We start from the raw sequence: 23539 nt of genomic DNA, 5'->3' as shown, positions 1-23539 counted from the left end.
ACGCCAGGAGGAATGAATGTGCATAAAACAATCCGTAATGTAGACGTTTATTATGAAAAATATGGTGAAGGAATACCAATAATAATGATTCATGGCTTTGCACCTGATTCGCAACTGATGATTGGATGTATGGAGCCCGTTTTCGATAAAGAAAGTCGATTTTCGCGGATTTATTTGGATTTACCAGGAATGGGTAAAACGGAGAATTATGACTCCATCCAAAATGCTGATCATGTGCTTTCACTGTTGCTAGAATTTATTGAAGCTGTCATTCCTTTCGAGCAGTTTGTACTCGCCGGGGAATCGTATGGTGGTTATTTAGCTCGAGGAATTGCAGCGAAAATACCTGATAGAGTGCTTGGTGTCTTACTTATTTGCCCAGTAATCTATCCGGAAAAGGAAAAAAGAACCCTTCCCGAACAAAAAGTCATGTATCAAGACGAAGCATTTGTACAGTCATTGTCTAAAGAAGACCAAGCTTATTTCTCGAAAAGTGGCGTCATTTTAACAGCGAAAAATTGGAATCGTTTTTTAGCAGAAGTAATGGCTGGAATGATTAATGCGGACGGAGAATTTTTGGACCGATTATCTGCAAACTACGCGCTGAGCTTTGATCCAGATGAAAAAGCATTATTCGATGTGCCAGCGCTATTCTTCTTTGGTCGTCAAGATGATCATGTTGGTTATGCAGACGGGCTTACCTTACTAGAAAAATATCCACACGCATCTTTTGCTATCCTTGATTTTGCAGGACATAATTTGCAAATTGAACAATCAAAAATATTTGCGACAATGGTAGAGGATTTCTTATTCCGTGTTAAACCTGAATAAGTTAACCTTTATGGCCACCAACCATTTCAGAGCGTTTTAATCCTGTTGCTCCATTTAGTAAACTACTCGCGTGCATAAGTGATTTAAAACCATAACGAGTGCGGATTTTATCAACTGTTATTTCAAGTTGTTCTTGGTTTAATGTATGGGATGTATCTTCAAATAAATTGAGTTGCAAACCGGTTTTTAAAGTGATTTTACCACATGAAATGGCAATGGAGCGTACAGGTTCTCGTTCATCGTAGCGGCGGAATAATTGCAGAAAATAAGGAATAAGCGCATGACTACTACTAGTAGATGGGATTTTAGCTTGATGGCTAAATCCTTTTTTTATGCTGTATTTGCTGTAGCCGATACTTAAATGAATGACGGCAGTATCTACATGGTTTTGCCGCAAACGCATAGCTACTTCTTCTACCATTTCGCGAATAACTATTTCTACTTCGGCGGACGCATGGTAATCTCTTTCAAGGATTTGGCTTTTTCCATAACTTTTACTAACAGGAACATATTTTTCATTTAAAAGGCTGTAATCAATTCCGTGCGCATGATAATAAAGCTGTTCGCCAATAACTCCCATTGCTTTTTTTAAAACAGGGGGCGGAGTTTGGCTTAGTTGATACATATTAAAAATCCCCATCTTTTGAAGGCGAACAACAGTCCGGCGACCAATTCCGCATACATCATCCAAATGCCTAATCTTCCAAATTGTCTCTGGAACATCTGCATAGCGCCACTCAGCTATTCCGTCATCACGGTTCTTAGCCACATTATCAAGTGCAAGCTTGGCTAGAAGCGGGTTATCACCAATTCCCACTGTGACATAAAGCCGCAACTCTTCTAAAATATCGCGCTGGATTTTGCGAACGATTTCTTCTGTACTTCCAAACAACAAATGCGATCCAGTAATATCTAGAAAACATTCATCAATACTATAAACATGAATAAACTCAGCGGGAACATAACGTTTGAATATAGCTTGAATCATCGCGTTTACTTTTAAATATAGTTTCATTCGTGGAGGTGCAATAATAATTCGTTTATCCCAAGTTGGCAATTCATACATTCTCGATCCGGTTTTGATATGATGATCTTGTTTCATTTTTGGCGTTGCAGCTAAAACAAGGCCACCAGCACGTTCTGCGTTGCTCATTACGACTAAATACGCATCAAGGGGATTCAACCTGCGTTTAACACACTCAACGGAGGCGAAAAAACGATTTAATATCAATACATAAAATATCACGACGCGGCGCACGACTGTAATCTTCTACTTGTACCATTTGTCGACACTCCTTTCTTCTACATTTCTAATAGCGGAAAAAGAAAGTGGAATAATACCTTCTGAGTTTTTGATATAAATAGTATTGTTTTCTACCCCTGAAATACGACCAATAATATCATTTTCAGGAGTATCTTCTGGGTTTAGCGGCTTTTTTTGGATAACAAGCATAGATTGATGTGTCATCGCGCTAGCTAATACGCTCTCAATAAATTCGGTTGCCATAGCTTCTTTCCAAACTAAAGTTGGTTCGGCGCTTTGCATCGCTTCGGTATGCTCGCTTAATAAAAACCCACTCCATTTCTTCATGCCGCGATCTTGGTAGCTCATGTGATGACACCTCCAATAGTTTCAATAATTACCTATTACTTAAAAATATTATACGAACAAGCGTTCTATTTTGCAATATGTAAATATCCTCATTTGTGAGATGGAACCGGGAATAAACTACTATTTGTGAACTATTAATAAAATGGATAAAAAAAGACCAAGCCGCTAAATTAGGCTTGGTCATAATTATTTTTTTTAAGCTTGGCTGTCTTCGTATGCGGTGATTTGTCCAACGCGATTTGCGTGTCTGCCACCTTCATATGCTGTTTCTAGCCAAATTTTGACAATATCTTCTGCGAGTCCAGGACCTATGACTCTAGCTCCAAGTGCAAGGACATTTGTATCATTATGTTCGCGAGTTGCATGTGCACTAAAAGTATCACCAACAAGTGCGCAACGAATACCTTTTACTTTATTGGCAGCGATACTCATACCAATTCCTGTCCCACAAACCAAAATGCCGCGGTCGACTTCTTGGTTCACGACTTTTTCACTAACCGTAATAGCGAGTCCCGGATAATCCACTGATTCTGGTGCTTCGGGGCCAAATTCTTCGTAACTAATTCCAACACTTTCAAGATAAGAAATAATACTTTTGCGTAATTCAATTCCGCCATGGTCTGAAGCGATAGCCACTTTACTAACTGTCATTTTTTCTCCTCCTGCCGTATAATCAATACCTTCATTATACATGAATTAGAGTTTTTCGACAGTCTTTCTATTACGCCAAGGTTTTGCATGTACAATAATAACATCACATGGTGCGTGAGCGGCTGTATATTCAGAAACACTACCAAGAATAAATTGTTCTGTTGCTGAAAGTCCAGTTGCGCCGACCAGAATTAAATCAGGTTCGAAATTACGCGTGATTTTTTTATTGAAAGTAGTTTTGGGCGTACCAAAGTGAACAAAAGTTTCTACATGTGCTACACCAGCTTTTTCGGCTTCTTTCTTGTACATTTCAGCTAATTCTTCTCCGTAAGCTTTGGCTTTTTTTGCATAGGTTTGTTCATAATCGATTAGTGGTGCAATCCGGCGTACATCAGCGACAAAACCTATACCAAGTGTAGCACCGTCCATTTTTGCAAATTGCACAGCACGTCTTAGTGCGGCTTCTGATTCATTTGATCCATCAACACCAACAAGAATCCGTTTGTAAGCAGACATTTTGTATCACCCTCTCAAAAGTTTTCCCCTTATTTACTTAATACCCATTAATAAAAGAAAGAAGCATGATTAAAGAGAAAATTTTGTGGTACTATGAGAAAAAGGAGGTTTCTTTATGGCAAAGCTTGCAAGTTTTTATCCTATTGTAGCTACACCAAAACGTGCTGGCTATAAAGAATATCTACCAAGTTCGGCGCTTACAGGTTATATTCGTTGTTTTTGGGAAGCTGATGATAGAGATTTCCCGGGAAATAATTTAGTGATTCCTGATTTATGCGCGGATATTATTTTTATGATTGATAGTGAAACGGGATTAGTGACTAACTCCATGTTTGTTGGAGTAAGCAATGCACCATTTGAATCGGATAATGAAAATAGTTCTGAGCTTTTTGCAGTGCGATTTTATGCGTGGTCGTTGTTCTTATTTGTGGAGCAGAATTTGGCTGGGAGTATGAATCTGGTGAATGAACCAGAAGATATGTTTCATGGGTATTCTTCATTTTTTCGGGAAGAATTTGCGGAAACTACAACGAATGCAGAAAGAATCTCTTTATTAGAAGCCTTTTTATTACGAAAATTAATAATGTTAGACAAACAAATCCATCCTGATTTTTTAAATGGATTAGATCAGTTATTACGAAATCCAAGCCAACTAACACCTGGTGCAATTTCTATTCGACAATTAGAGCGACTTTTCCAAAAGCATATGGGTCTCGCGCCAAAACAGACCGCAAAACTTATTCGTTTTCAAAGAGGATTGCAAACAATATATAGAAATCCTAATATATCAGGTGCGGAACTTGCTTATCTAAATGGGTTTGCGGATCAGGCGCATTTGATTAAACAATTTAAACGATATAGCAATCACACCCCAGAGGAAATGAAACAAATTTTTCTGCAAAATGTCGCAAATGTACAATGAAAAGCGCAAATGTGGTGTTAAACTAATGTTTATGGAGGTGCTTTAGATGATTAATGAATTTGTTTGTACAAATATTTCCACGCAAAATCCGGCAGCATTAGTTGCGTTTTATCATGAAAAACTTGGAATTCCGGTTGTATTTGAAGGTTATGATAATTATGATGGTGCGAAACTAGGTTTTTCTGAAAACGCTCCTGGAATTATTGTCTGGAATAGTGGGAAATGGGGGAAATCAAGTGAGTCTAAGGTGGAGTTTGTCTTTTCTTGTGATACTAATTTGGATGAAATGTATAAGGAACTTCAAGCTGCGGGAGTGGAGACTCAAGAACCACGTGTTGCTGAGTGGGGCGGACGCGAGCTGAAGTTGTTTGATCCAGATGGCAATAAGATTATGATTTTGGAGCCTACACAGTGAGCGAATTTACATGGATACGAGAAGAAATGACTAATCTTAAAGGTGTTCAGTATTCGTTTAAAGAGGAGTGGGGAGCTGAACGTTACCATGTGTTAGATCAGCTAATGGTGATGCAAGGAACGAATAAAGAAGGAAAACCGATTTTAACATTGAAGTGTGATGCCGAAAAAAGTGAACAACTTCGCGCGGGAAACCCTGCTATTGTACCAGGTTATTACATGAATAAAAGGATTTGGATTTCTGTTTTACTAGAAGAAGAGCAAGATAAAGACTTGATTCGCTCGCTAATTCATCATGCTTACGTTGAAGCGAAAAATAAGCTGCCCAAATATAAACAAAAGGAACTAGGAACTTTTTGACTTATGTAGTTGAAAAGTTCTTATTTCTGTTATAATAAAATAGATTGTGAAAAGAAAAACAAAAAGGAGATGAAAAGATGGATATTAATATGTTTATCCTATACTTCTTCATTTATTCTGTTCTGGGATGGGCTTGGGAAGAAGTTTTTTGCTCGATTTCAGAGAAGAAGTTAGTTTATCGGGGGTTTCTTTACGGACCGTATTGTCCTATTTATGGTTTTGGAGTAACAGCAGTATTAATGATGATTTTACCGTTTCAAAACAACTTATGGGCCTTATTTATTTTTTCTATGATTATTTGTACGGTAATTGAGTATGTAACTGCAACCATTCTAGAAGCATTATTCCATACAACATGGTGGGATTATCATAATTGGCCACTGAATGTAAAAGGACGGATTTGCTTACCGATTTCGATTTTTTGGGGCTTTGCATGTATTATCGTTGTCCGCTTTTTGCACCCACTTGTTACTGAATTTGCAGATTGGGTTTTAAGCTGGGGCGGCTGGATTATTCCTATGCTCATCGTTGTTATTATGCTCGTCGATACCATCAAATCTGTCACAAGTATGCTATCATTCCAAAAAGCACTTGCTGAATTTAATGAAAAACTCAATGCACAAGCAACTGAATTAAGAGCAAGCGTAAAAGAACGTGCGAAAGAATTTGAAGAAGGTCTTTTGAAAAGACAAGAAAATGTGGATATGAAAATTGCTGAAATCGAAGCAAAACATAAACAAGATAAAGAACTTGCTGCTAGTATGCGCAAACTTAAATTTAATGAACGGCGGATGCTCCAGTCATTCCCAAAAATGAAAGTAAAACGTGGGGCGCCATTTAAAAATTTCAACAAAAGCTTACTTAAGGTCGATAAACAAAAAAGAAAATAAATCTATTGAACATGACACAAATGGTATTTTTTATCATTTGTGTCTTTTTTTGCGCTATTTTTTACAAAACGTATAGAAAGAACAGTCCATCTTTTGTATGATTAAGAAGAAACAACTCCCCGCAAAACTGCCTAACTTCATTCTCATTTTTGTTTCAAAGCAGATTTTACACCTCATAAAAAAGTTTACCAAATACACTATAGAGCAAGCTTTACAGACAATAATTATTTATTTACACATAGAGGGTTTGTTAAAAAAGTCACAAGTAAAGCCCAATGATGTACATTCTTTCCGCAAGTTATTGGGATGAAAGCGTGTACATTTTTGCTGAAATTAGATTTATAATTAAAACGAACAGGAGGGAACTTACATGTATTTGGATGAGAGAAGTAATTCACTTTTAAAAGAACTTTTACGACATCCTGACACATCGAGTACGAACTTACAAGCAAAATTCGGTTTAACTCGAAGACAAGTCGACTATAGTTTCCAAAAAATTAACAATTGGCTAGAAGAACAAACCTACCCAAAGATTCACCGAGCGGCAAATGGTCGATTTATCGTAGAACCTGACCTGTTTCAAATCATTGGTGAGGAAGATGGCGAAAAAACAGATTGGTACATCCCGTCAGAAAAGGAACGTGCTAGTTTAATCATCCTCATGTTAACAACAGGAAATGAAGAGTTATCCCTTAATCATTTTATAAGCGAGCTGGAGGTGAGTAAGAACACCGTATTACGAGACTTGAAGCTGGTACAAAAAACACTCGATAAATTTAATCTCGAAGTGAAATATTCGCGAATGCGTGGTTATTTAATCGACGGGGATGAGTGGAACCAGCGAACGGCACTCATTTATGCGGCAGAACACATTATAGAGAGTTTTGGCGGCGAAGAGTATTTGCAGGATTTCATGCAAGTGGAGGAAGCGAGAATTAAAGACCTCCGGGAAAAATTGGAGCAAGTGGAGCATCATCTGAATTTGCATTTTATTGACAATAAAATGCAAATACTACCTTACATTCTGGAAGCTGTATTTCGACGGATGAAGAAGGGGCAAACAATTACGACATCTTTCCTGATTGACTACAATGAATTGTCAGATACTCGGGAATACGGAGCAGCAGAAATTTTTATTGAAGAAGAGCCTAATATGCCAGAAGCAGAACGAATGTATATTACGTTACAACTTTTAACTTCGAATGTGCTTCCAAAACAATATTTGAAATCGGAGGAAACGCATAAGTTAAGGCTGGCACTAGAACAAGTTCTAAGTGAATTTGAGAAAAAGGCTTGTATTCAACTAGTAGACAAAGAATCGTTACTTGAAAAATTATTTGCACATATTAAACCTGCGTATTATCGAATTAAGTATCATCTTACAACAGATTACAGTATTTTAGACAAGATTGATCAAGAATTCCAAGCCGTGCATTACATCGTAAAAGAGTCGCTCATGCCATTAGAACGTTTTATTGGTAGCAAGGTTCCCGAAAATGAAAGTATTTTTATTACACTTTTCATTGGAGGACATTTAATCGAATCCACGGAGAAATTACAAACAAGATTAAAAGCAGTGGTGGTTTGTCCAAATGGGTTGTCGATTTCGAGGTTGATGGAAAAAACATTACGCAGTCTTTTTCCGGAAATATTTTTTTATCAAGCAATGTCGATTCGAGAATTTGAGCAAACAAAGTTAGGATATGACATTGTGTTTTCCGCAGTGCCACTTTCAACTGATAAGAAATTTTTCTTAATCAACCAATTGATGGATGGAAAAGAACGCTTGGAGCTTAGACGCCGGGTGATGCGGTCTGTTTACTTAGTGGATGAGGTGAATATCAGCGTTGATCAATTAATGAAAACTATATCAAAATTTGCTGATATTAAAGATCCTGCTCGTCTTGAAAAAGTTTTAGCAGAGTATTTAATACCGGTTCCAGAAGAAAATACATCTAACCATTCAGGCAAAAGCACTCTTGCAGATTTACTTGAAGTAACGCGGATTACGCGGAAGAAATCAGTGAAAGACTGGCACGAGGCAATTTATCATGCGGCTTTACCATTACTTTCAGCGGGAGTGGTAGAACTTACTTATGTGGAAGAAATGAAACGGCAATATCCAGCACCGATTATGAACATCATTCTCCGTAATACCATAGCTATCCCTCATGCTGAAACGGAAAAAGGAGTAAATAGCCTCGGAATGAGCTTGCTTTATCTGGAAGAAGGTTTACCACTCGAGGGCGGTAAAGAACTACATTTTATCGTCGTCATTGCAGCCGTAGATAAAAACGCTCACTTCACAGCTTTACTACAATTGATGGAATTATCGGAGAACAAAAAAGAACTGAAAAAACTTGCGGATGCCAAGAACACAGAAGAAATGCACCAAATAATTAAAAACTTCACGGACTTGGAAACAAAAAAGACAATGTAGAGAAGTCAGAAAGAATTACAGGAGGATTTCGTAATGGATTTAGTACAATTTTTGAAAAAAGGAATGGTTTGGGTTCAATCGGATATCGAGAAACAAGAAGACCTATTCCAAATGGTCGCAGAAAGTGGAAAGTCTGAAGGGTATGTGACGGATGACTTTTTAACAAGGCTAACTGACCGTGAACAAACCTTTCCAACGGGGCTAAAATTAGATGGATACGGCGTGGCATTGCCGCACACGGATCCAGAATGCGTTACGGAACAATTTATCGCCGTAATCACTGTGAAAGATGGCGGTATTCCATTTAAATTAATGGAAGATGCTGGTCAAACGGTTGAAGCGAATTTAATTTTCGTACTCGGACTAAATGAACCTCACAGCCAGCTCGCGGTACTTCAGCAATTGATGGGGACGATTCAGGATAAAGACAATGTAGCTGCATTACTCCGAGCGAAAGATGAAGACGAAGTAAAACAAATTTTAGAAACAATTACCGTTTAAAAAAACAGGAAAATTAGCCGCGAAAATCGCAGCAATTAATTAGGAGGAATTTATCATGGGACAATTTAAAATTTTGGTAGCTTGTGGAGCAGGAATTGCAACATCAACAGTAGTAACGGACAGAGTAGAACGTTTGGTGAAAGAAAACAATGTGGATGCAGAAGTAAAACAAATTAAAATTTCAGAAGCGGCATCGATGCAAGATGGAGCAGATTTAATCGTATCAACGACTATTTTACCAACAACTTACAAAATTCCAGCTATTATTGCAACTTCTTACATCACTGGTATGGGTATGGAAGAGCTTGATGAAGAAATACTTGCGCACCTTAAATAAAGGCTCGGCAAGGGAGTTTAACAATTAGCATGAAACAGAGAAAAAGGAGGAAATATTAAATGGATACACTTCTGTCAGGAGTACAGTATGTTTTAAACTTGGGACCTACAGTTATTTTGCCTATTATGATTTTCTTTATTGCATTAATTTTCCGAGTACCAGCAAAGAAAGCGCTTCGTTCAGCGATTACAATTGGTATCGGGTTTGTAGGTATTAACCTTGTTATTAGTTTACTATCTAGTAACTTAGGTCCAGCAGCGCAACAAATGGTTGAGCGTTTTGGACTGAATTTAACAATTATTGATGCAGGTTGGCCAGCAGCAGCCGCGGCTTCATGGGCTTCTCCAGTCGCAGCGATTTTAATTCCAATTTGTTTGGTAGTCAACTTAGCACTTATTTTCTTCAAAGTTACAAAAACACTGGATATTGATATTTGGAACTACTGGCATTTTATCGCAGCAGGTGCAACTGGTTATATCGTAACTGGTGGTAACTGGTGGTTCGCGATTCTTTGTGCAATCATCTATGAAGTTGCTGTTCTTTGGATGGCAGACAGAACACAACCTATGGTAGAAGAATTTTACGGCTTAAAAGGGATCTCCTTACCAACAGGTTCTACAGCAGCATTCGGTTTCATCGGTATTCCAGTTGGTTGGCTAATCGCTAAAATCCCTGGTATTAAAAACATCCACGTTGACCCTGAAACTATTCAAAAACGTTTTGGTATTTTCGGGGAACCAATGATGATGGGTCTTATTCTAGGTATCGCAATTGGTATTCTTGCAGGCTATGATGTTGGTGCTGTCGCTCAACTTGGTATGTCCATGGGTGCGGTAATGTTCTTAATGCCTCGTATGGTTAAAATTTTAATGGAAGGTTTAATTCCAATTTCAGAATCTGCTCGTGAATTCATGAAATCTCGTTTCAAAGGTCGCGAACTTTATATCGGTCTTGATGCAGCACTTTCAATCGGTCACCCAGCGAATATTTCTACTGGTTTAATCCTTGTTCCAATCACTCTTTTCTTAGCGGTTATCATTCCTGGTAACAAAGTACTTCCTTTTGGTGACTTGGCAACTATTCCATTTTACGTATCATTTGTAGTAGCATCTCGTAAAGGTAACATTCTTCACTCTGTTTTAGCTGGAACTGTAGTTATTGCGCTAGCACTTCTTATGGCAACTGACTTCGGCCTTGTGCATACAGAAATGATGAAAGGTGTTTACGAATTCCCTAAAGGAGCAACACAAGTTAGTACACTTGATATGGGTGGTAACTTCTTTAACTGGGTTATTCTTAAATTCTCTCAAGCTTGGGCAGCTATTTTCTAAGTTTTGTCTTAATGATATAGAAGAGGTGATAGTAACATGCGAGCAGCTGTGTTATACGAAAATAATGTAATAAAAACAGAACAAATTGACGAAGCGATTTGTGGGAAAGATCAAGTGCGTGTCGAGGTAAAAGCAGTTGGAATATGTGGATCAGATATCCATAAAATGCAGACACGCTGGAAATATCCACTGCCTGCTGTAATGGGGCATGAATTTTCTGGTGTAATTACGGAAATTGGTAGTGAAGTAACAAATGTAGCTATCGGCGACCGGGTCGCAGGAATTCCGCTTGAGCCATGTATGAAATGTAATTATTGTAAAGCTGGTGACTTCGCATTATGCGATAACTACCGAATGGTGGGATCACATTTCCACGGCGGATTTGCTGAGAATGTTGTTATGAAAGCGGACAATGTTATTTCTATCGGTGACCTTGATTTTGAGGAAGGCGCCATGATTGAACCACTTGCTGTATCAATGCACGGGGTACTTGGCATTGAGCCGAGACTTGGTGATACAGTCGTTGTATTCGGCATTGGAACCATCGGGATTCTAGTTGTACAATGCTTACTTCTTGCAGGCGTGAAAGATATTATCGCCGTAGACATTAGTGATAAAAAATTAGCAGATGCGCGCGAATTTGGTTGTAAATATACCATTAATCCTAAAAATGAAGATTTGAAAGAACGCGTTTTTGCTTATACAAATGGTCTTGGTGCAGATATCGCGATTGAGTGTGCTGGTTCAAAAATAACGCAAGAACAATGCCTTCTTGTAACGAAGAAAAAAGGTAAAGTTGGTTTTCTAGGAATAGCTTACGCAGATGTGCTTTTACATGAGGAAGCTTTTGAAAATATTTTTAGACGTGAACTAACACTTAAAGGTTTTTGGAATTCTTATTCGGCACCTTTTCCTGGTGAGGAATGGCGTACGTCGATTGAATTTGTGAAACAAGGTCGAATTAAACTGAAACCTCTAATTTCGCATCGTTATAAACTAGAAGAAACGAAAGAAGCTTTTGATATGATTCTTTCAAGAGAGCATGATTATAACAAAGTGATGATATTGCCACAGAAAGGTGACGATTAATTTGAAAGCAGTAGTAAAAACCAATCCTGGATATGATCAAATGGAGCTAAAAGATGTGGAAGAACCACAAGTTTATGGCGACAAAGTAAAAATCAAAGTAGCATTTACTGGTATTTGCGGATCAGATATCCATACATTTAAAGGTGAATACAAAAATCCAACAACGCCCGTCACACTTGGACATGAATTTTCTGGTGTCGTTGTCGAAGTTGGACCAGATGTAACGAGTATCAAAGTGGGAGACCGTGTCACAAGTGAAACAACTTTTGAAACTTGTGGGGAATGTATTTATTGTAAAGAACATGATTACAATTTATGTAGCAATCGTCGCGGCATTGGTACGCAAGCAAATGGTAGTTTTGCAGAATTTGTTTTATCACGCGAGGAAAGTTGTCATGTGCTTGATGAACGTATTTCGCTTGAAGCGGCAGCACTGACAGAACCGCTTGCATGTTGTGTGCATTCAGCGCTTGAAAAAACAACGATTCGTCCGGATGATACAGTACTTGTTTTCGGACCAGGTCCAATTGGCTTATTACTAGCTCAAGTTGTAAAAGCGCAAGGGGCGACGGTGATTATGGCAGGAATTACCAAAGATAGCGACCGCTTACGTTTAGCAAAAGAACTTGGAATAGACCGGATTGTTGATACTTTAAAAGAAGACTTAGCCGAAGTTGTGTTGGGTATGACAGACGGTTACGGAGCTGAACGCGTATTTGATTGTTCTGGTGCAGTACCCGCTGTAAATCAAGGATTACCTCTAACAAAGAAAAAAGGCGATTTCGTTCAAGTAGGACTTTTTGCTGAAAAGAAAAATGCAATTGATGAAGAATCTATTATCCAACGTGAAATTGCTTATATCGGTAGTCGTTCCCAAAAACCTTCTTCTTGGATTTTAGCGCTTGACTTACTGGCAAATGGCAAGATTAATACAGATAAAATGATTACAAAAGTATATGGTTTAGATGACTGGCGCGAGGCTTTCGAGGCAGTTATGGCAGGAAATGAAATTAAAGTATTAGTGAAATCTTAATAATGGAGGATGGGCTGTATGAAAAAACATCAAAAAAAGGATAACCGTGCAAACGAATCCAAAGCTTCTCGGGCTCAGATGTTTTACAGTAGTCATCCTTAGAAATGAGCCGAGAACATATTCGCGTATGTTCTCGGTTCCATTTCATTATAAGACGTTAAAAGAAAAAAATCTATTAATGAAGGTGAAATTAAATGAAATTAACAATTGGTTGTGATCACGGCGGACGTAGGCTAAAAGATGCCATTGTGAAACATTTACGTGAAAAAAATATTGATGTCGTTGATATAGGGACATATACAGACGAAAGTGTTGATTTTCCTTCTTATGCAGAAGAAGTTGCGAATCAAGTAGTAAGTGGCCAGTCTGAACTCGGTATCTTATGCTGTGGGACTGGAATTGGTATGAGTATTGCTGCAAACAAAGTGGATGGAATCCGTGCTGCAGTAGTTTCTGATACTTTTTCAGCACGTGCTACAAGAGAACATAATAATAGCAATATTCTTTGCCTAGGCGAACGTGTTATCGGCGAAGGATTAGCGCTTTTGCTCGTGGATACTTGGCTTGAGGCATCATTTGCAGGTGACCGCCATAAACGCCGCTTGGATAAAATTACTGAACTTGAAAGAAAGTGAGGATGAATATGAGTAAAATAGCCGCTTCGATTATGTGTGCAGACCAACTACATTTAGGTGACGAGCTCCGGCGCCTCGAAACTGCTGGCGTGGAACTACTACACTGTGATGTGATGGACGGTGTATATGTGAATAATCTTGCGCTCGGTCCGGAATATTTGGAAATAGTGCGAAACAACACAGAAATCCCATTAGACATACATTTGGCTACGATTACCCCACTTAAATATATCGACATGTTTGGCCCTGTGAAACCGGAATATATTTCTTTTCATGTAGAAGTAGCAGATGATGTGTCAGAAGTCATTCGGAAGATTCGCTCTTACAACGTTAAACCATCTATCGCGATAAATCCAGAAACTCCTATCGAAGCCATTTATCCTTATTTAGATGAGGTGGAAATGGTGTTAATGATGACAGTAAACCCGGGCTTTGCAGGACAAAAATTTCAAACAGACGTATTACAAAAATTGCATGATTTAAAAGCAAAATTAGCTGGAAAAGTGCATGTACCGCTCATCGAAGTGGATGGGAATATTAATAAAGAAACAGTAGGCTTGATGCGAGACTGTTTACCAGATATTTATGTACTTGGAACATCGGCGCTATTTCATAACCGAGATCAAACAAGTTATGCAGAAAGATTGGTGCATATTTGGTCCGATGTAGAAAAATATGTGTAATAAAGCACAAAGAATTTAAGGGAGATGACCGTTTTGAAAAAGACATTAGATAGACAAGCAGTAGACACGATTCGTTCGTTATCGATTGATATGATTGAGAAAGCCAACTCGGGCCACCCGGGTATGCCAATGGGAGCGGCGCCAATGGCATACATGTTGTTTGCGAAACATTTAGTGTTTAACCCAGCCAATCCAGCATGGTTTAACCGTGACCGATTTGTTTTATCAGCAGGGCATGGGTCCGCATTGCTTTATAGTATGCTGCATTTATTTGGTTATGATGTGAAAATGGAAGACTTAAAACAGTTCCGTCAATTAGATAGTTTAACACCAGGACACCCTGAATTTGGTTGGACTGCTGGTGTGGATGCAACAAGCGGGCCTCTCGGACAAGGAATTGGTATGGCTGCTGGTATGGCGCTTGCGGAATCCCATTTGGCCGCGCAATACAATCAGCCCAATTACCCGATTGTTGATCATTATACCTATGCGATTTGTGGTGACGGGGACTTGATGGAAGGTGTAGCCTCAGAAACGGCATCACTAGCGGGACATTTAGGACTTGGAAAATTAATTGTATTATATGATTCCAATGATATTTGTTTAGATGGCGATTTAAGTGCGACCTTCAGTGAAGATGCAGCAGAGCGTTTCCGTGCATACGGTTGGCAAGTTTTACGCGTAGAAGATGGCAATAATTTAGCAGCTATTCAAGAAAAAATTGTTCAAGCAAAATTAGAAACATCGAAACCAACACTAATTGAAGTGAAAACAGTCATTGGTTACGGGGCACCAACAAAAGCAGGTAGCTCCGCAAGTCACGGCGCCCCACTTGGTGAAAAAGAAGCGAATGGTGCGAAAGAACATTATGACTGGACAGAAGAACCTTTCACGGTACCAGCAGAAGTTCGTGATTACTTAAGAAACTACAAAGCACGCGGAGAAAAACTAGAGGGCGCTTGGAACACGATGCTCGCTAATTACAAAAAAGAATTCCCAGAACTTCGAAGACAGCTAGACCGCGTGATAGCGGGAGAGGTTGCAGCAGACTGGAATGCGAATTTGCCAACTTTCGAAGCAGGTACAAATGTAGCAACACGCTCTGCTTCAGGTAAAATGATTAATGCCATTGCAGCTAAATTACCAGAACTTTTCGGCGGATCGGCTGACCTAGGTTGCTCGAATAAAACCTTTATTGATGCGAGTCCAGCATACAGCATTCAAGACCCAGCTGGTAAAAATATCTGGTTCGGTGTGCGTGAATTTGCGATGGGAGCTATGTTAAACGGAATGGCTCTTCATAGCGGTTTACGAGTATTTGGCTCCACCTTCTTCGTATTTTCAGACTATGTCCGTCCAGCAATGAGAATGGCAGCTTTAATGCACCTTCCAGTAACCTATGTATTCACGCATGATAGTATTGCTGTTGGTGAAGACGGCCCGACACACGAACCAATCGAACAACTAGCCTCGCTTCGTGCGATGCCAGGCTTAACAGTTATTCGTCCGGCCGATGCCAAAGAAACTCGCGCTGCTTGGGAAATTGCTGCCACCAACACAAGCGGTCCCATTGCCCTTGTGTTATCACGCCAAGACTTACCGGTACTTGAAAACGCACAAGAAGAAGTAGATGCAGGTGTTGAAAAAGGTGCCTACATTGTCGCACCAGCAAATAGTTCCAAACCAGACGCTATCATTATCGCAACAGGTTCAGAAGTGTCCCTTGCAATTGAAGCGAAAGCCGAACTTGCGAAAAAAGAAATAGACGTTTCCGTTGTCAGTTTATCAAGTTGGGAACGCTTTGAAAAAACCACTGATACTTATAAAGAAAGCATTTTACCAAAAGAAGTAACAGCAAGATTTGCGATTGAAGCTGGAGCAACATTTGGATGGAAAGAATATATTGGATCAGAAGGCGATATGCTTGGAATCGATCATTTCGGCGCATCGGCTCCAGCAAAAGATTTATTTAACGCTTACGGATTCACGCCTGAAAATGTGGCAAATCGTGTGGAAGCCGTGATTGCGAAAGCTGGTATACGCGTATGACATTCGTAGCGCCATCTTTGCTTGCAGCTGATTATATGAATATGGAAACTTCTATTAAAGAAGCAGAACACGCAGGAGCTGACTATCTTCATATCGATGTTATGGATGGACATTTTGTTCCTAATTTGACGTTTGGAATAGATATGGTGGAGCAAATTGGGAAAACAGCCACTATTCCACTTGATGTGCACTTAATGCTTTCAAATCCAGAAAACTATATTGAAAAATTCGCGGCGGCTGGGGCGCACATCATTTCCGTACACATTGAAGCGGCACCGCACATTCACCGCGTCATTCAACAAATTAAAGCAGCCGGCTGTAAAGCGGGAGTCGTACTTAATCCGGGAACACCGGCGAGTGTATTGGACGCCATTTTAGCAGATGTAGATTTAGTTTTACAAATGACGGTCAATCCTGGTTTTGGTGGGCAGGCGTTTATTGATTCAACAATCCAAAATATGTGCTATCTGGATAATTGGCGCCGTGAAAATCATGGTAGCTATGTTATCGAAGTGGACGGTGGAATAAATGCTGAGACCGCAGAAAAATGTAAACAAGCTGGGGTAGATATCCTTGTTGCAGGATCATACTTCTTTGGAGCAAATGATAAAGCAGCCTGTGTCCAAGGCTTGAAAAAATAAATTACAGAAAAACTAGGTTGCCTAAAAAGCGCCTAGTTTTTTTATTGATACATCCATCGCACTAGCTTATACTTAAATTAATACGACCACATAAAGGAAGAGATAAATGACACAACTAATATTTCGAAACGGAACAGAACAAGACACGAAGTTAATTCTTCGTTTTATTACAGAACTTGCAACATATGAAGGTATTGAAAAAGATGTAGTAGCAACAGAATCTGGCTTACACAAAGCCCTTTTTCAAGAAAAATCAGCCGAAGTAATTATTGCTGAATATCAAAATAAGCCAGTTGGTTTCGCTCTCTTTTTCCATAATTTTTCCACATTACTTGGTAAAAAAGGTTTGTATTTAGAAGACCTCTACATTATTCCAGAAATGCGCGGAAGAGGATTCGGCACAGCTTTTTTTAGCTATTTATCCAAACTTGCCTTAGAACGAGATTGCGGCAGATTTGAGTGGTGGTGCTTAAATGAAAACAAATCAGGCATGGATTTTTACGAAAAAATGGGGGCAGAAAAAATGTCGGAATGGACAGTACATAGGCTATCTAAAACCGAAATAGAAAAATTAAGCAACCTATAAAGGATGGGATTTAAATGAAATGGGATAAACTATTAAATGACAAACGTCGCCGCGAATCTGGTGTCACTCGTTCCAAAAATACTGATGTACGTAGCGCTTTTGAAAATGACTTTCAACGTATTGTTATGAGTGCATCATTTCGGCGTTTACAAGATAAAACCCAAGTGTTTCCACTAGAAAAAAGTGATTTTGTTCGTACGCGGCTAACGCATTCAATGGAAGTAAGTACAATCGCAAAATCAATGGGGAACATGGTTACACACACAATACAAGAAGAAAACCTAGATGAAGACTTTACAAAAGATCATGCGGACAAGATTCCAGAAATCCTTGCTTGTGCAGGGCTTTTACACGATATGGGCAATCCGCCGTTCGGTCATTTTGGGGAAGAAAGCATCCGTGAGTGGTTCCGCGATAATTTAGCGACCATCACATATAAAAATAAAAGTTTAGCAGAAATTTTAACACCACAAATGAAAGAAGACTTTTACTACTTTGAAGGTAATGCGCAAGTGCTACGTGTAGTTTCAAAACTGCATTATCTTTTCGACCAATACGGCTTGAATCTAACATTTGCAACCTTAAATGCAGTCATTAAATACCCAGTTTCTTCCTTAAAAGTAAATAAAAAACAAATCAAAAGTAAAAAATTGGGCTATTTTTACGCGGATGAATCTCTTTTTAATGAAATAACGACAGCCACAGAAGCTCTTGATAACCGCCATCCACTCACTTATTTACTAGAAGTAGCGGATGACATTGCTTACTTAAATGCTGATTTAGAAGACGGTGTGAAAAAAGGCATCGTCAACATCACGCAAATATTAAAAGGTTTTGAAGAAGTAGAAGAGCATAATAAAGTGACTGCCGCATGTTACAACGAGCTGAAGAAAAAAAGCGAGCGATACGAAGGGCAAGAAGAAAGCTTCATCGTGCAACAATGGCTAGCATCGAATGTTCGTGGTCAATTAATCAATCGCTCACTTGAAGTGTTTTACGCGAACTACGACGCCATCATGGCAGGGACATTCAACGACTCACTCATCGATGCTTCAAGCGCCGAACAACTCGTGCAAATTTTACAGAGTCTATCATTTACGTATATTTACCAAGATAAAGGCATCGTCGAATCGGAAATCGCTGGTAACGAGATTATTTCCAAACTGCTTGAAACGTTTATCCCAGCAGTGATTTACTATGATAGCGAAACCCCGGAGCGCCAGACAGCCAAAGATAAACGCCTATTAACCTTAATTTCCGACAACTACTTAGGCTGCTACCGAAAAAATGCAGAAGGCGAGAACGAAACGATGAAACTTTATCTGCGCTTGCTACTTGTAACAGACTTTATTTGCGGTATGACAGACAGCTACGCGAAAGATTTATATCAACGTTTGAATGGACTAAGCTAATAGACAATTTTTTAAGTAACACCTTGACATCTAAACGTCAAGGTGTTACTATATTCAAGGTGCCTCTACTATAAACAGAGGTCTGAAAATAAAACAGCGTTGTAGGTCGAACTTACAGCCATTTTATTTTACCGAAAAAATGAACCACCTGGATGTGTGGAACTACTAAACAAGGAAGGAGGAATTTATCCCATGCCTACAATTAACCAATTAGTACGCAAACCTCGTCAATCTAAAATTAAAAAATCTACATCACCTGCTTTGAACAAGGGTCTAAACAGTTTTAAAAGAGAACTAACAGACGTTAACTCTCCGCAAAAACGTGGCGTATGTACTCGTGTTGGTACCATGACTCCTAAAAAACCTAACTCGGCGCTTCGTAAATATGCCCGTGTACGTTTGAGTAATGGTATTGAAGTAACAGCTTACATTCCTGGTATTGGTCACAACTTACAAGAACATAGTGTTGTTCTTATTCGTGGTGGACGTGTAAAAGATTTACCAGGGGTACGTTATCATATCGTTCGTGGAGCGCTTGATACAGCTGGTGTTGAAAATAGAGGACAAAGCCGTTCTAAATACGGTACGAAAAAACCTAAAAAATAATACTTATAAAATATGAAAGGAGGATATCCGATGCCTCGTAAAGGTCCTGTTGCTAAACGTGACGTGTTACCAGATCCGATTTATAATTCGAAACTAGTAACTCGTTTAATTAATAAAATGATGGTTGACGGAAAACGTGGAAAGTCTCAAGCTATCCTATATTCCGCATTCGATATCATTGCACAAGAAACTGGTAAAGATCCGATGGAAGTATTTGAACAAGCTATGAAGAACATTATGCCTCTTCTTGAAGTTAAAGCTCGCCGTGTAGGTGGTGCTAACTATCAAGTACCTATCGAAGTACGTGCTGACCGTCGTTCTACTCTTGGTCTTCGTTGGTTAGTAAATTATGCTCGCCTTCGTGGAGAGAAAACAATGGAAGTACGTGTTGCTCGCGAAATCATGGATGCTGCCAATAATACTGGTGCTTCTGTTAAGAAACGCGAAGATACACACAAAATGGCTGATGCTAACAGAGCGTTCGCTCACTATCGTTGGTAAAAAAATCACTGACAAATTCCGGGCTTATTGCCTGAAAAATTGTTTTATGGAAGGAGAAATACAACATGGCTAGAGAGTTCTCCTTAGAAAAGACTCGTAATATTGGTATTATGGCCCACATTGATGCGGGTAAAACTACCACTACTGAACGTATCCTTTTCTATACAGGGCGTATTCACAAAATTGGTGAAACCCATGAAGGTGCTTCTCAAATGGACTGGATGGAGCAAGAGCAAGAACGTGGTATTACTATCACTTCTGCTGCGACAACAGCTCAATGGAAAGGCTACCGAGTAAACATTATCGATACACCAGGACACGTAGACTTCACAGTTGAAGTTGAACGTTCGCTTCGTGTACTTGATGGTGCTGTTGCGGTTCTAGATGCACAATCTGGTGTAGAACCACAAACAGAAACAGTTTGGCGTCAAGCTACTACTTACGGGGTTCCTCGTGTAGTATTCGTCAACAAAATGGACAAAATCGGCGCAGACTTCCTATATTCTGTAGGTACTTTGCATGAACGTTTGGCTGCCAACGCGCACCCAATCCAACTCCCAATCGGGGCCGAAGATACATTTGAAGGTATCATTGACTTAATCGAAATGAACGCATTATATTACGAAGATGATTTAGGAAATGACCCTCATGTGAAAGAAATTCCAGCTGATCTGAAAGACTTAGCAGATGAATACCGCGGTAAATTAGTGGAAGCAGTTGCTGAACTTGACGAAGAGCTAATGATGAAATACCTAGAAGGCGAAGAAATTACAAAAGAAGAACTTAAAGCTGGTATCCGTAAAGGAACACTTAACGTTGAGTTCTATCCTGTAGTTTGTGGTACAGCATTCAAAAACAAAGGTGTTCAACCAATGTTAGATGCAGTACTTGATTACCTTCCAGCACCAACAGATGTTCCAGCTATTAACGGCGTATTGCCTGATGGAGAAGAAGCTGCTCGTCACGCTGACGATTCAGAACCATTCTCTTCCCTAGCATTCAAAGTTATGACTGACCCTTATGTTGGACGCTTAACTTTCTTCCGTGTTTATTCTGGTACGTTGAATTCCGGTTCATATGTACAAAACTCGACTAAAGGTAAACGTGAACGTGTTGGACGTATCCTTCAAATGCATGCTAATCACCGTGAAGAGATTTCGATCGTATACGCTGGTGATATCGCTGCTGCCGTAGGACTTAAAGATACAACTACTGGGGATACTTTATGTGATGAAAAAGAACAAATTATCTTAGAATCCATGGAATTCCCAGAACCAGTTATCCAAGTCGCTATCGAACCTAAATCGAAAGCTGACCAAGATAAAATGGGGCAAGCTCTTGCGAAACTAGCGGAAGAAGATCCAACTTTCCGTGCTGAAACTGACCAAGAAACTGGCCAAACTCTTATCTCCGGTATGGGTGAACTTCACCTTGACATCCTTGTTGACCGTATGAGACGTGAATTCCGCGTTGAAGCTAACGTTGGTGATCCACAAGTTTCTTATCGTGAAACATTCCGTAAATCTGCTCAAGTTGAAGGTAAATTCGTACGTCAATCTGGTGGACGTGGACAATATGGGCACGTTTGGATTGAATTCGGACCAAACGAAGAAGGTAAAGGATTTGAATTTGAAAATGCAATCGTTGGTGGGGTTGTTCCTCGTGAATACATCCCAGCTGTACAAGCAGGTCTTGAAGGCGCACTAGATAATGGTGTACTTGCAGGCTACCCACTGATTGACATCAAAGCAAAACTTTACGACGGATCTTACCATGACGTCGATTCCAATGAAATGGCCTTTAAAGTGGCTGCTTCAATGGCATTACGTAATGCTGCTAAGAAATGTGATCCTGTAATCCTTGAGCCAATGATGGCTGTAGAGGTTGTTATCCCAGAAGAATATCTTGGTGATATCATGGGTAACATTACTTCCCGTCGTGGTCGTGTAGATGGTATGGAAGCTCGCGGTAACGCTCAAGTTGTTCGCGCATTTGTACCACTTGCAAACATGTTTGGTTATGCAACTCACCTTCGTTCAGGTACGCAAGGTCGTGGTGTATACACTATGCAATTTGATCACTATGAAGAAGTTCCTAAATCTATTGCTGAAGAAATCATTAAAGCTAATGGTGGAAACAACAAAGAAGATTAATTGATTTTTTTCGCAACATCAAGTATAACTTTAGTTAGAAGTATTATTTAGTTTAAATTTAAGCTAAGTAAAAAATAATTATTGAATTATCGAGGAGGATATTTTAAAATGGCAAAAGAAAAATTTGACCGCTCTAAACCCCATGTTAACATTGGTACTATTGGACACGTTGACCATGGTAAAACAACTTTAACAGCTGCAATTACAACTGTACTTGCTAAAAAAGGCTATGCTGATGCACAAGCTTACGACCAAATTGATGGTGCTCCAGAAGAAAGAGAACGTGGTATCACAATCTCTACTGCTCACGTTGAGTATCAAACTGACAGCCGTCACTATGCACACGTTGACTGCCCAGGACATGCCGATTACGTTAAAAACATGATCACTGGTGCTGCACAAATGGACGGAGCTATCTTAGTAGTATCTGCTGCTGATGGCCCAATGCCACAAACTCGTGAACATATCTTACTTTCACGTCAAGTTGGTGTTCCATACATCGTTGTATTCATGAACAAATGTGACATGGTTGACGATGAAGAATTACTAGAATTAGTTGAAATGGAAATTCGTGATCTATTAACTGAATATGAATTCCCTGGCGATGACATTCCTGTAATCAAAGGTTCAGCTCTTAAAGCACTTCAAGGTGAAGCTGACTGGGAAGCTAAAATTGACGAGTTAATGGAAGCTGTAGATTCTTACATTCCAACTCCAGAACGTGATACTGACAAACCATTCATGATGCCAGTTGAGGATGTATTCTCAATCACTGGTCGTGGAACAGTTGCAACTGGACGTGTTGAACGTGGACAAGTTAAAGTTGGTGACGAAGTAGAAGTTATCGGTATTGAAGAAGAAAGCAAAAAAGTAGTAGTAACTGGAGTAGAAATGTTCCGTAAATTACTAGACTACGCTGAAGCTGGCGACAACATTGGCGCACTTCTACGTGGTGTTGCTCGTGAAGATATCCAACGTGGTCAAGTATTAGCTAAACCAGGTTCGATTACTCCACACACTAACTTCAAAGCTGAAACTTATGTTTTAACTAAAGAAGAAGGTGGACGTCACACTCCATTCTTCAACAACTACCGCCCACAATTCTATTTCCGTACTACTGACGTAACTGGTATTGTTACACTTCCAGAAGGTACTGAAATGGTAATGCCTGGTGATAACATTGAGCTTGCAGTTGAACTAATTGCACCAATCGCTATCGAAGACGGTACTAAATTCTCTATCCGTGAAGGCGGACGTACAGTAGGCGCTGGCGTTGTTTCTAACATCAGCAAATAATATCTGATACGATTCAAACCGACAAAGTCATTTGGCTTTGTCGGTTTTTT

At 39.4% G+C, this 23539-nt stretch carries 25 protein-coding genes; 21 read left to right on the top strand and 4 right to left on the bottom strand.

Annotation, left to right across the window (positions count from 1 at the left end; all coding sequences use genetic code 11):
- Positions 1-18 precede the first annotated feature (18 nt).
- Positions 19-831 carry an alpha/beta fold hydrolase gene (locus tag LWE_RS13455; RefSeq protein WP_011703322.1) on the top strand — a complete coding sequence of 271 codons (813 nt, stop codon included), beginning with the start codon at positions 19-21 and terminating at the stop codon, positions 829-831.
- A gap of 1 nt (position 832) precedes the next feature.
- Here LWE_RS13455 and LWE_RS13450 read toward each other — a convergent pair whose 3' ends face one another.
- From LWE_RS13450 to LWE_RS13435, 4 genes are all read right to left on the bottom strand, one after another.
- Positions 833-2089: a Y-family DNA polymerase gene (locus tag LWE_RS13450; RefSeq protein ID WP_011703321.1), complete on the bottom strand. Its 1257-nt coding sequence runs from the start codon at positions 2087-2089 to the stop codon at positions 833-835.
- A 12-nt stretch (positions 2090-2101) separates the two neighbouring features.
- The gene (locus LWE_RS13445) at positions 2102-2443 is read right to left on the bottom strand and encodes a hypothetical protein (RefSeq protein WP_011703320.1); all 342 of its coding nucleotides are present in this window, start codon (positions 2441-2443) and stop codon (positions 2102-2104) included.
- 195 nt (positions 2444-2638) lie between these two features.
- Positions 2639-3094 (bottom strand): ribose 5-phosphate isomerase B, encoded by a 456-nt coding sequence (gene rpiB, locus LWE_RS13440; protein WP_003724981.1) that lies wholly within the window; start codon positions 3092-3094, stop codon positions 2639-2641.
- Positions 3095-3139: 45 nt separating this feature from the next.
- Positions 3140-3610 (bottom strand): universal stress protein, encoded by a 471-nt coding sequence (locus tag LWE_RS13435; protein ID WP_011703319.1) that lies wholly within the window; start codon positions 3608-3610, stop codon positions 3140-3142.
- A gap of 115 nt (positions 3611-3725) precedes the next feature.
- Here LWE_RS13435 and LWE_RS13430 point away from each other — a divergent pair, with 115 nt between their 5' ends.
- The 20 genes from LWE_RS13430 (at position 3726) to tuf (ending at position 23489) form a co-directional block, all read left to right on the top strand.
- A complete protein-coding gene (locus LWE_RS13430; protein ID WP_011703318.1) occupies positions 3726-4532 on the top strand; it encodes a helix-turn-helix domain-containing protein in 807 nt (268 codons plus the stop codon).
- A 46-nt stretch (positions 4533-4578) separates the two neighbouring features.
- Positions 4579-4947 (top strand): VOC family protein, encoded by a 369-nt coding sequence (locus LWE_RS13425; protein WP_011703317.1) that lies wholly within the window; start codon positions 4579-4581, stop codon positions 4945-4947.
- Between the two features lie 26 nt (positions 4948-4973).
- Positions 4974-5306 (top strand): MmcQ/YjbR family DNA-binding protein, encoded by a 333-nt coding sequence (locus tag LWE_RS13420; RefSeq protein WP_041176455.1) that lies wholly within the window; start codon positions 4974-4976, stop codon positions 5304-5306.
- Between the two features lie 77 nt (positions 5307-5383).
- Positions 5384-6196, top strand: coding sequence for a putative ABC transporter permease (locus LWE_RS13415; RefSeq protein WP_011703315.1), 813 nt, complete (start codon positions 5384-5386; stop codon positions 6194-6196).
- Positions 6197-6566: 370 nt separating this feature from the next.
- The gene (locus LWE_RS13410) at positions 6567-8636 is read left to right on the top strand and encodes a BglG family transcription antiterminator (RefSeq protein ID WP_011703314.1); all 2070 of its coding nucleotides are present in this window, start codon (positions 6567-6569) and stop codon (positions 8634-8636) included.
- Positions 8637-8669: 33 nt separating this feature from the next.
- Positions 8670-9137 carry a PTS sugar transporter subunit IIA gene (locus tag LWE_RS13405; protein WP_011703313.1) on the top strand — a complete coding sequence of 156 codons (468 nt, stop codon included), beginning with the start codon at positions 8670-8672 and terminating at the stop codon, positions 9135-9137.
- Positions 9138-9192: 55 nt separating this feature from the next.
- On the top strand, positions 9193-9474 hold the full coding sequence (locus tag LWE_RS13400) for a PTS sugar transporter subunit IIB (RefSeq protein ID WP_003722023.1): 282 nt from the start codon (positions 9193-9195) through the stop codon (positions 9472-9474).
- Positions 9475-9533: 59 nt separating this feature from the next.
- Positions 9534-10805 (top strand): PTS galactitol transporter subunit IIC, encoded by a 1272-nt coding sequence (locus LWE_RS13395; protein ID WP_003722022.1) that lies wholly within the window; start codon positions 9534-9536, stop codon positions 10803-10805.
- A gap of 36 nt (positions 10806-10841) precedes the next feature.
- Positions 10842-11894 carry a galactitol-1-phosphate 5-dehydrogenase gene (locus LWE_RS13390; protein WP_011703312.1) on the top strand — a complete coding sequence of 351 codons (1053 nt, stop codon included), beginning with the start codon at positions 10842-10844 and terminating at the stop codon, positions 11892-11894.
- A 1-nt stretch (position 11895) separates the two neighbouring features.
- Positions 11896-12927, top strand: a complete 1032-nt coding sequence (locus LWE_RS13385) for a zinc-binding dehydrogenase (protein ID WP_011703311.1) — start codon at positions 11896-11898, stop codon at positions 12925-12927.
- Positions 12928-13121: 194 nt separating this feature from the next.
- Positions 13122-13562 (top strand): ribose 5-phosphate isomerase B, encoded by a 441-nt coding sequence (rpiB, locus tag LWE_RS13380; RefSeq protein ID WP_011703310.1) that lies wholly within the window; start codon positions 13122-13124, stop codon positions 13560-13562.
- 8 nt (positions 13563-13570) lie between these two features.
- A complete protein-coding gene (locus LWE_RS13375) occupies positions 13571-14245 on the top strand; it encodes a ribulose-phosphate 3-epimerase (protein WP_011703309.1) in 675 nt (224 codons plus the stop codon).
- A 33-nt stretch (positions 14246-14278) separates the two neighbouring features.
- On the top strand, positions 14279-16294 hold the full coding sequence (gene tkt / locus LWE_RS13370) for a transketolase (protein ID WP_011703308.1): 2016 nt from the start codon (positions 14279-14281) through the stop codon (positions 16292-16294).
- A complete protein-coding gene (rpe, locus tag LWE_RS13365; protein WP_011703307.1) occupies positions 16291-16935 on the top strand; it encodes a ribulose-phosphate 3-epimerase in 645 nt (214 codons plus the stop codon). The genes tkt and rpe overlap by 4 nt, the downstream gene beginning before the upstream one ends.
- A 106-nt stretch (positions 16936-17041) precedes the next feature.
- Positions 17042-17521 carry a GNAT family N-acetyltransferase gene (locus LWE_RS13360; protein ID WP_011703306.1) on the top strand — a complete coding sequence of 160 codons (480 nt, stop codon included), beginning with the start codon at positions 17042-17044 and terminating at the stop codon, positions 17519-17521.
- A gap of 14 nt (positions 17522-17535) precedes the next feature.
- Positions 17536-18933 (top strand): deoxyguanosinetriphosphate triphosphohydrolase, encoded by a 1398-nt coding sequence (locus LWE_RS13355; RefSeq protein WP_011703305.1) that lies wholly within the window; start codon positions 17536-17538, stop codon positions 18931-18933.
- A gap of 192 nt (positions 18934-19125) precedes the next feature.
- Complete coding sequence (gene rpsL, locus LWE_RS13350) at positions 19126-19539, top strand: 30S ribosomal protein S12 (RefSeq protein WP_003720973.1); 414 nt, start codon at positions 19126-19128, stop codon at positions 19537-19539.
- Positions 19540-19569: 30 nt separating this feature from the next.
- Positions 19570-20040, top strand: coding sequence for a 30S ribosomal protein S7 (rpsG, locus tag LWE_RS13345; protein WP_003722012.1), 471 nt, complete (start codon positions 19570-19572; stop codon positions 20038-20040).
- A gap of 65 nt (positions 20041-20105) precedes the next feature.
- The gene (fusA, locus tag LWE_RS13340) at positions 20106-22193 is read left to right on the top strand and encodes an elongation factor G (protein WP_011703304.1); all 2088 of its coding nucleotides are present in this window, start codon (positions 20106-20108) and stop codon (positions 22191-22193) included.
- A gap of 108 nt (positions 22194-22301) precedes the next feature.
- Positions 22302-23489 carry an elongation factor Tu gene (tuf, locus tag LWE_RS13335; protein WP_003723640.1) on the top strand — a complete coding sequence of 396 codons (1188 nt, stop codon included), beginning with the start codon at positions 22302-22304 and terminating at the stop codon, positions 23487-23489.
- Positions 23490-23539: the final 50 nt, after the last annotated feature.

Source organism: Listeria welshimeri serovar 6b str. SLCC5334, from assembly GCF_000060285.1.
GTDB classification, from domain to species: domain Bacteria; phylum Bacillota; class Bacilli; order Lactobacillales; family Listeriaceae; genus Listeria; species Listeria welshimeri.
This window is presented reverse-complemented; position numbering and strand designations above follow the sequence as displayed.

Coding starts and splice junctions, on each gene's coding strand:
- LWE_RS13445 (WP_011703320.1), bottom strand. CDS start 2,443: ATGAGCTACCAAGATCGCGGCATGAAGAAATGGAGTGGGTTTTTATTA.
- rpiB (WP_003724981.1), bottom strand. CDS start 3,094: ATGACAGTTAGTAAAGTGGCTATCGCTTCAGACCATGGCGGAATTGAA.
- LWE_RS13435 (WP_011703319.1), bottom strand. CDS start 3,610: ATGTCTGCTTACAAACGGATTCTTGTTGGTGTTGATGGATCAAATGAA.
- LWE_RS13430 (WP_011703318.1), top strand. CDS start 3,726: ATGGCAAAGCTTGCAAGTTTTTATCCTATTGTAGCTACACCAAAACGT.
- LWE_RS13425 (WP_011703317.1), top strand. CDS start 4,579: ATGATTAATGAATTTGTTTGTACAAATATTTCCACGCAAAATCCGGCA.
- LWE_RS13420 (WP_041176455.1), top strand. CDS start 4,974: ATGACTAATCTTAAAGGTGTTCAGTATTCGTTTAAAGAGGAGTGGGGA.
- LWE_RS13415 (WP_011703315.1), top strand. CDS start 5,384: ATGGATATTAATATGTTTATCCTATACTTCTTCATTTATTCTGTTCTG.
- LWE_RS13410 (WP_011703314.1), top strand. CDS start 6,567: ATGTATTTGGATGAGAGAAGTAATTCACTTTTAAAAGAACTTTTACGA.
- LWE_RS13405 (WP_011703313.1), top strand. CDS start 8,670: ATGGATTTAGTACAATTTTTGAAAAAAGGAATGGTTTGGGTTCAATCG.
- LWE_RS13400 (WP_003722023.1), top strand. CDS start 9,193: ATGGGACAATTTAAAATTTTGGTAGCTTGTGGAGCAGGAATTGCAACA.
- LWE_RS13395 (WP_003722022.1), top strand. CDS start 9,534: ATGGATACACTTCTGTCAGGAGTACAGTATGTTTTAAACTTGGGACCT.
- LWE_RS13390 (WP_011703312.1), top strand. CDS start 10,842: ATGCGAGCAGCTGTGTTATACGAAAATAATGTAATAAAAACAGAACAA.
- rpiB (WP_011703310.1), top strand. CDS start 13,122: ATGAAATTAACAATTGGTTGTGATCACGGCGGACGTAGGCTAAAAGAT.
- LWE_RS13375 (WP_011703309.1), top strand. CDS start 13,571: ATGAGTAAAATAGCCGCTTCGATTATGTGTGCAGACCAACTACATTTA.
- rpe (WP_011703307.1), top strand. CDS start 16,291: ATGACATTCGTAGCGCCATCTTTGCTTGCAGCTGATTATATGAATATG.
- LWE_RS13360 (WP_011703306.1), top strand. CDS start 17,042: ATGACACAACTAATATTTCGAAACGGAACAGAACAAGACACGAAGTTA.
- LWE_RS13355 (WP_011703305.1), top strand. CDS start 17,536: ATGAAATGGGATAAACTATTAAATGACAAACGTCGCCGCGAATCTGGT.
- rpsL (WP_003720973.1), top strand. CDS start 19,126: ATGCCTACAATTAACCAATTAGTACGCAAACCTCGTCAATCTAAAATT.
- rpsG (WP_003722012.1), top strand. CDS start 19,570: ATGCCTCGTAAAGGTCCTGTTGCTAAACGTGACGTGTTACCAGATCCG.
- fusA (WP_011703304.1), top strand. CDS start 20,106: ATGGCTAGAGAGTTCTCCTTAGAAAAGACTCGTAATATTGGTATTATG.
- tuf (WP_003723640.1), top strand. CDS start 22,302: ATGGCAAAAGAAAAATTTGACCGCTCTAAACCCCATGTTAACATTGGT.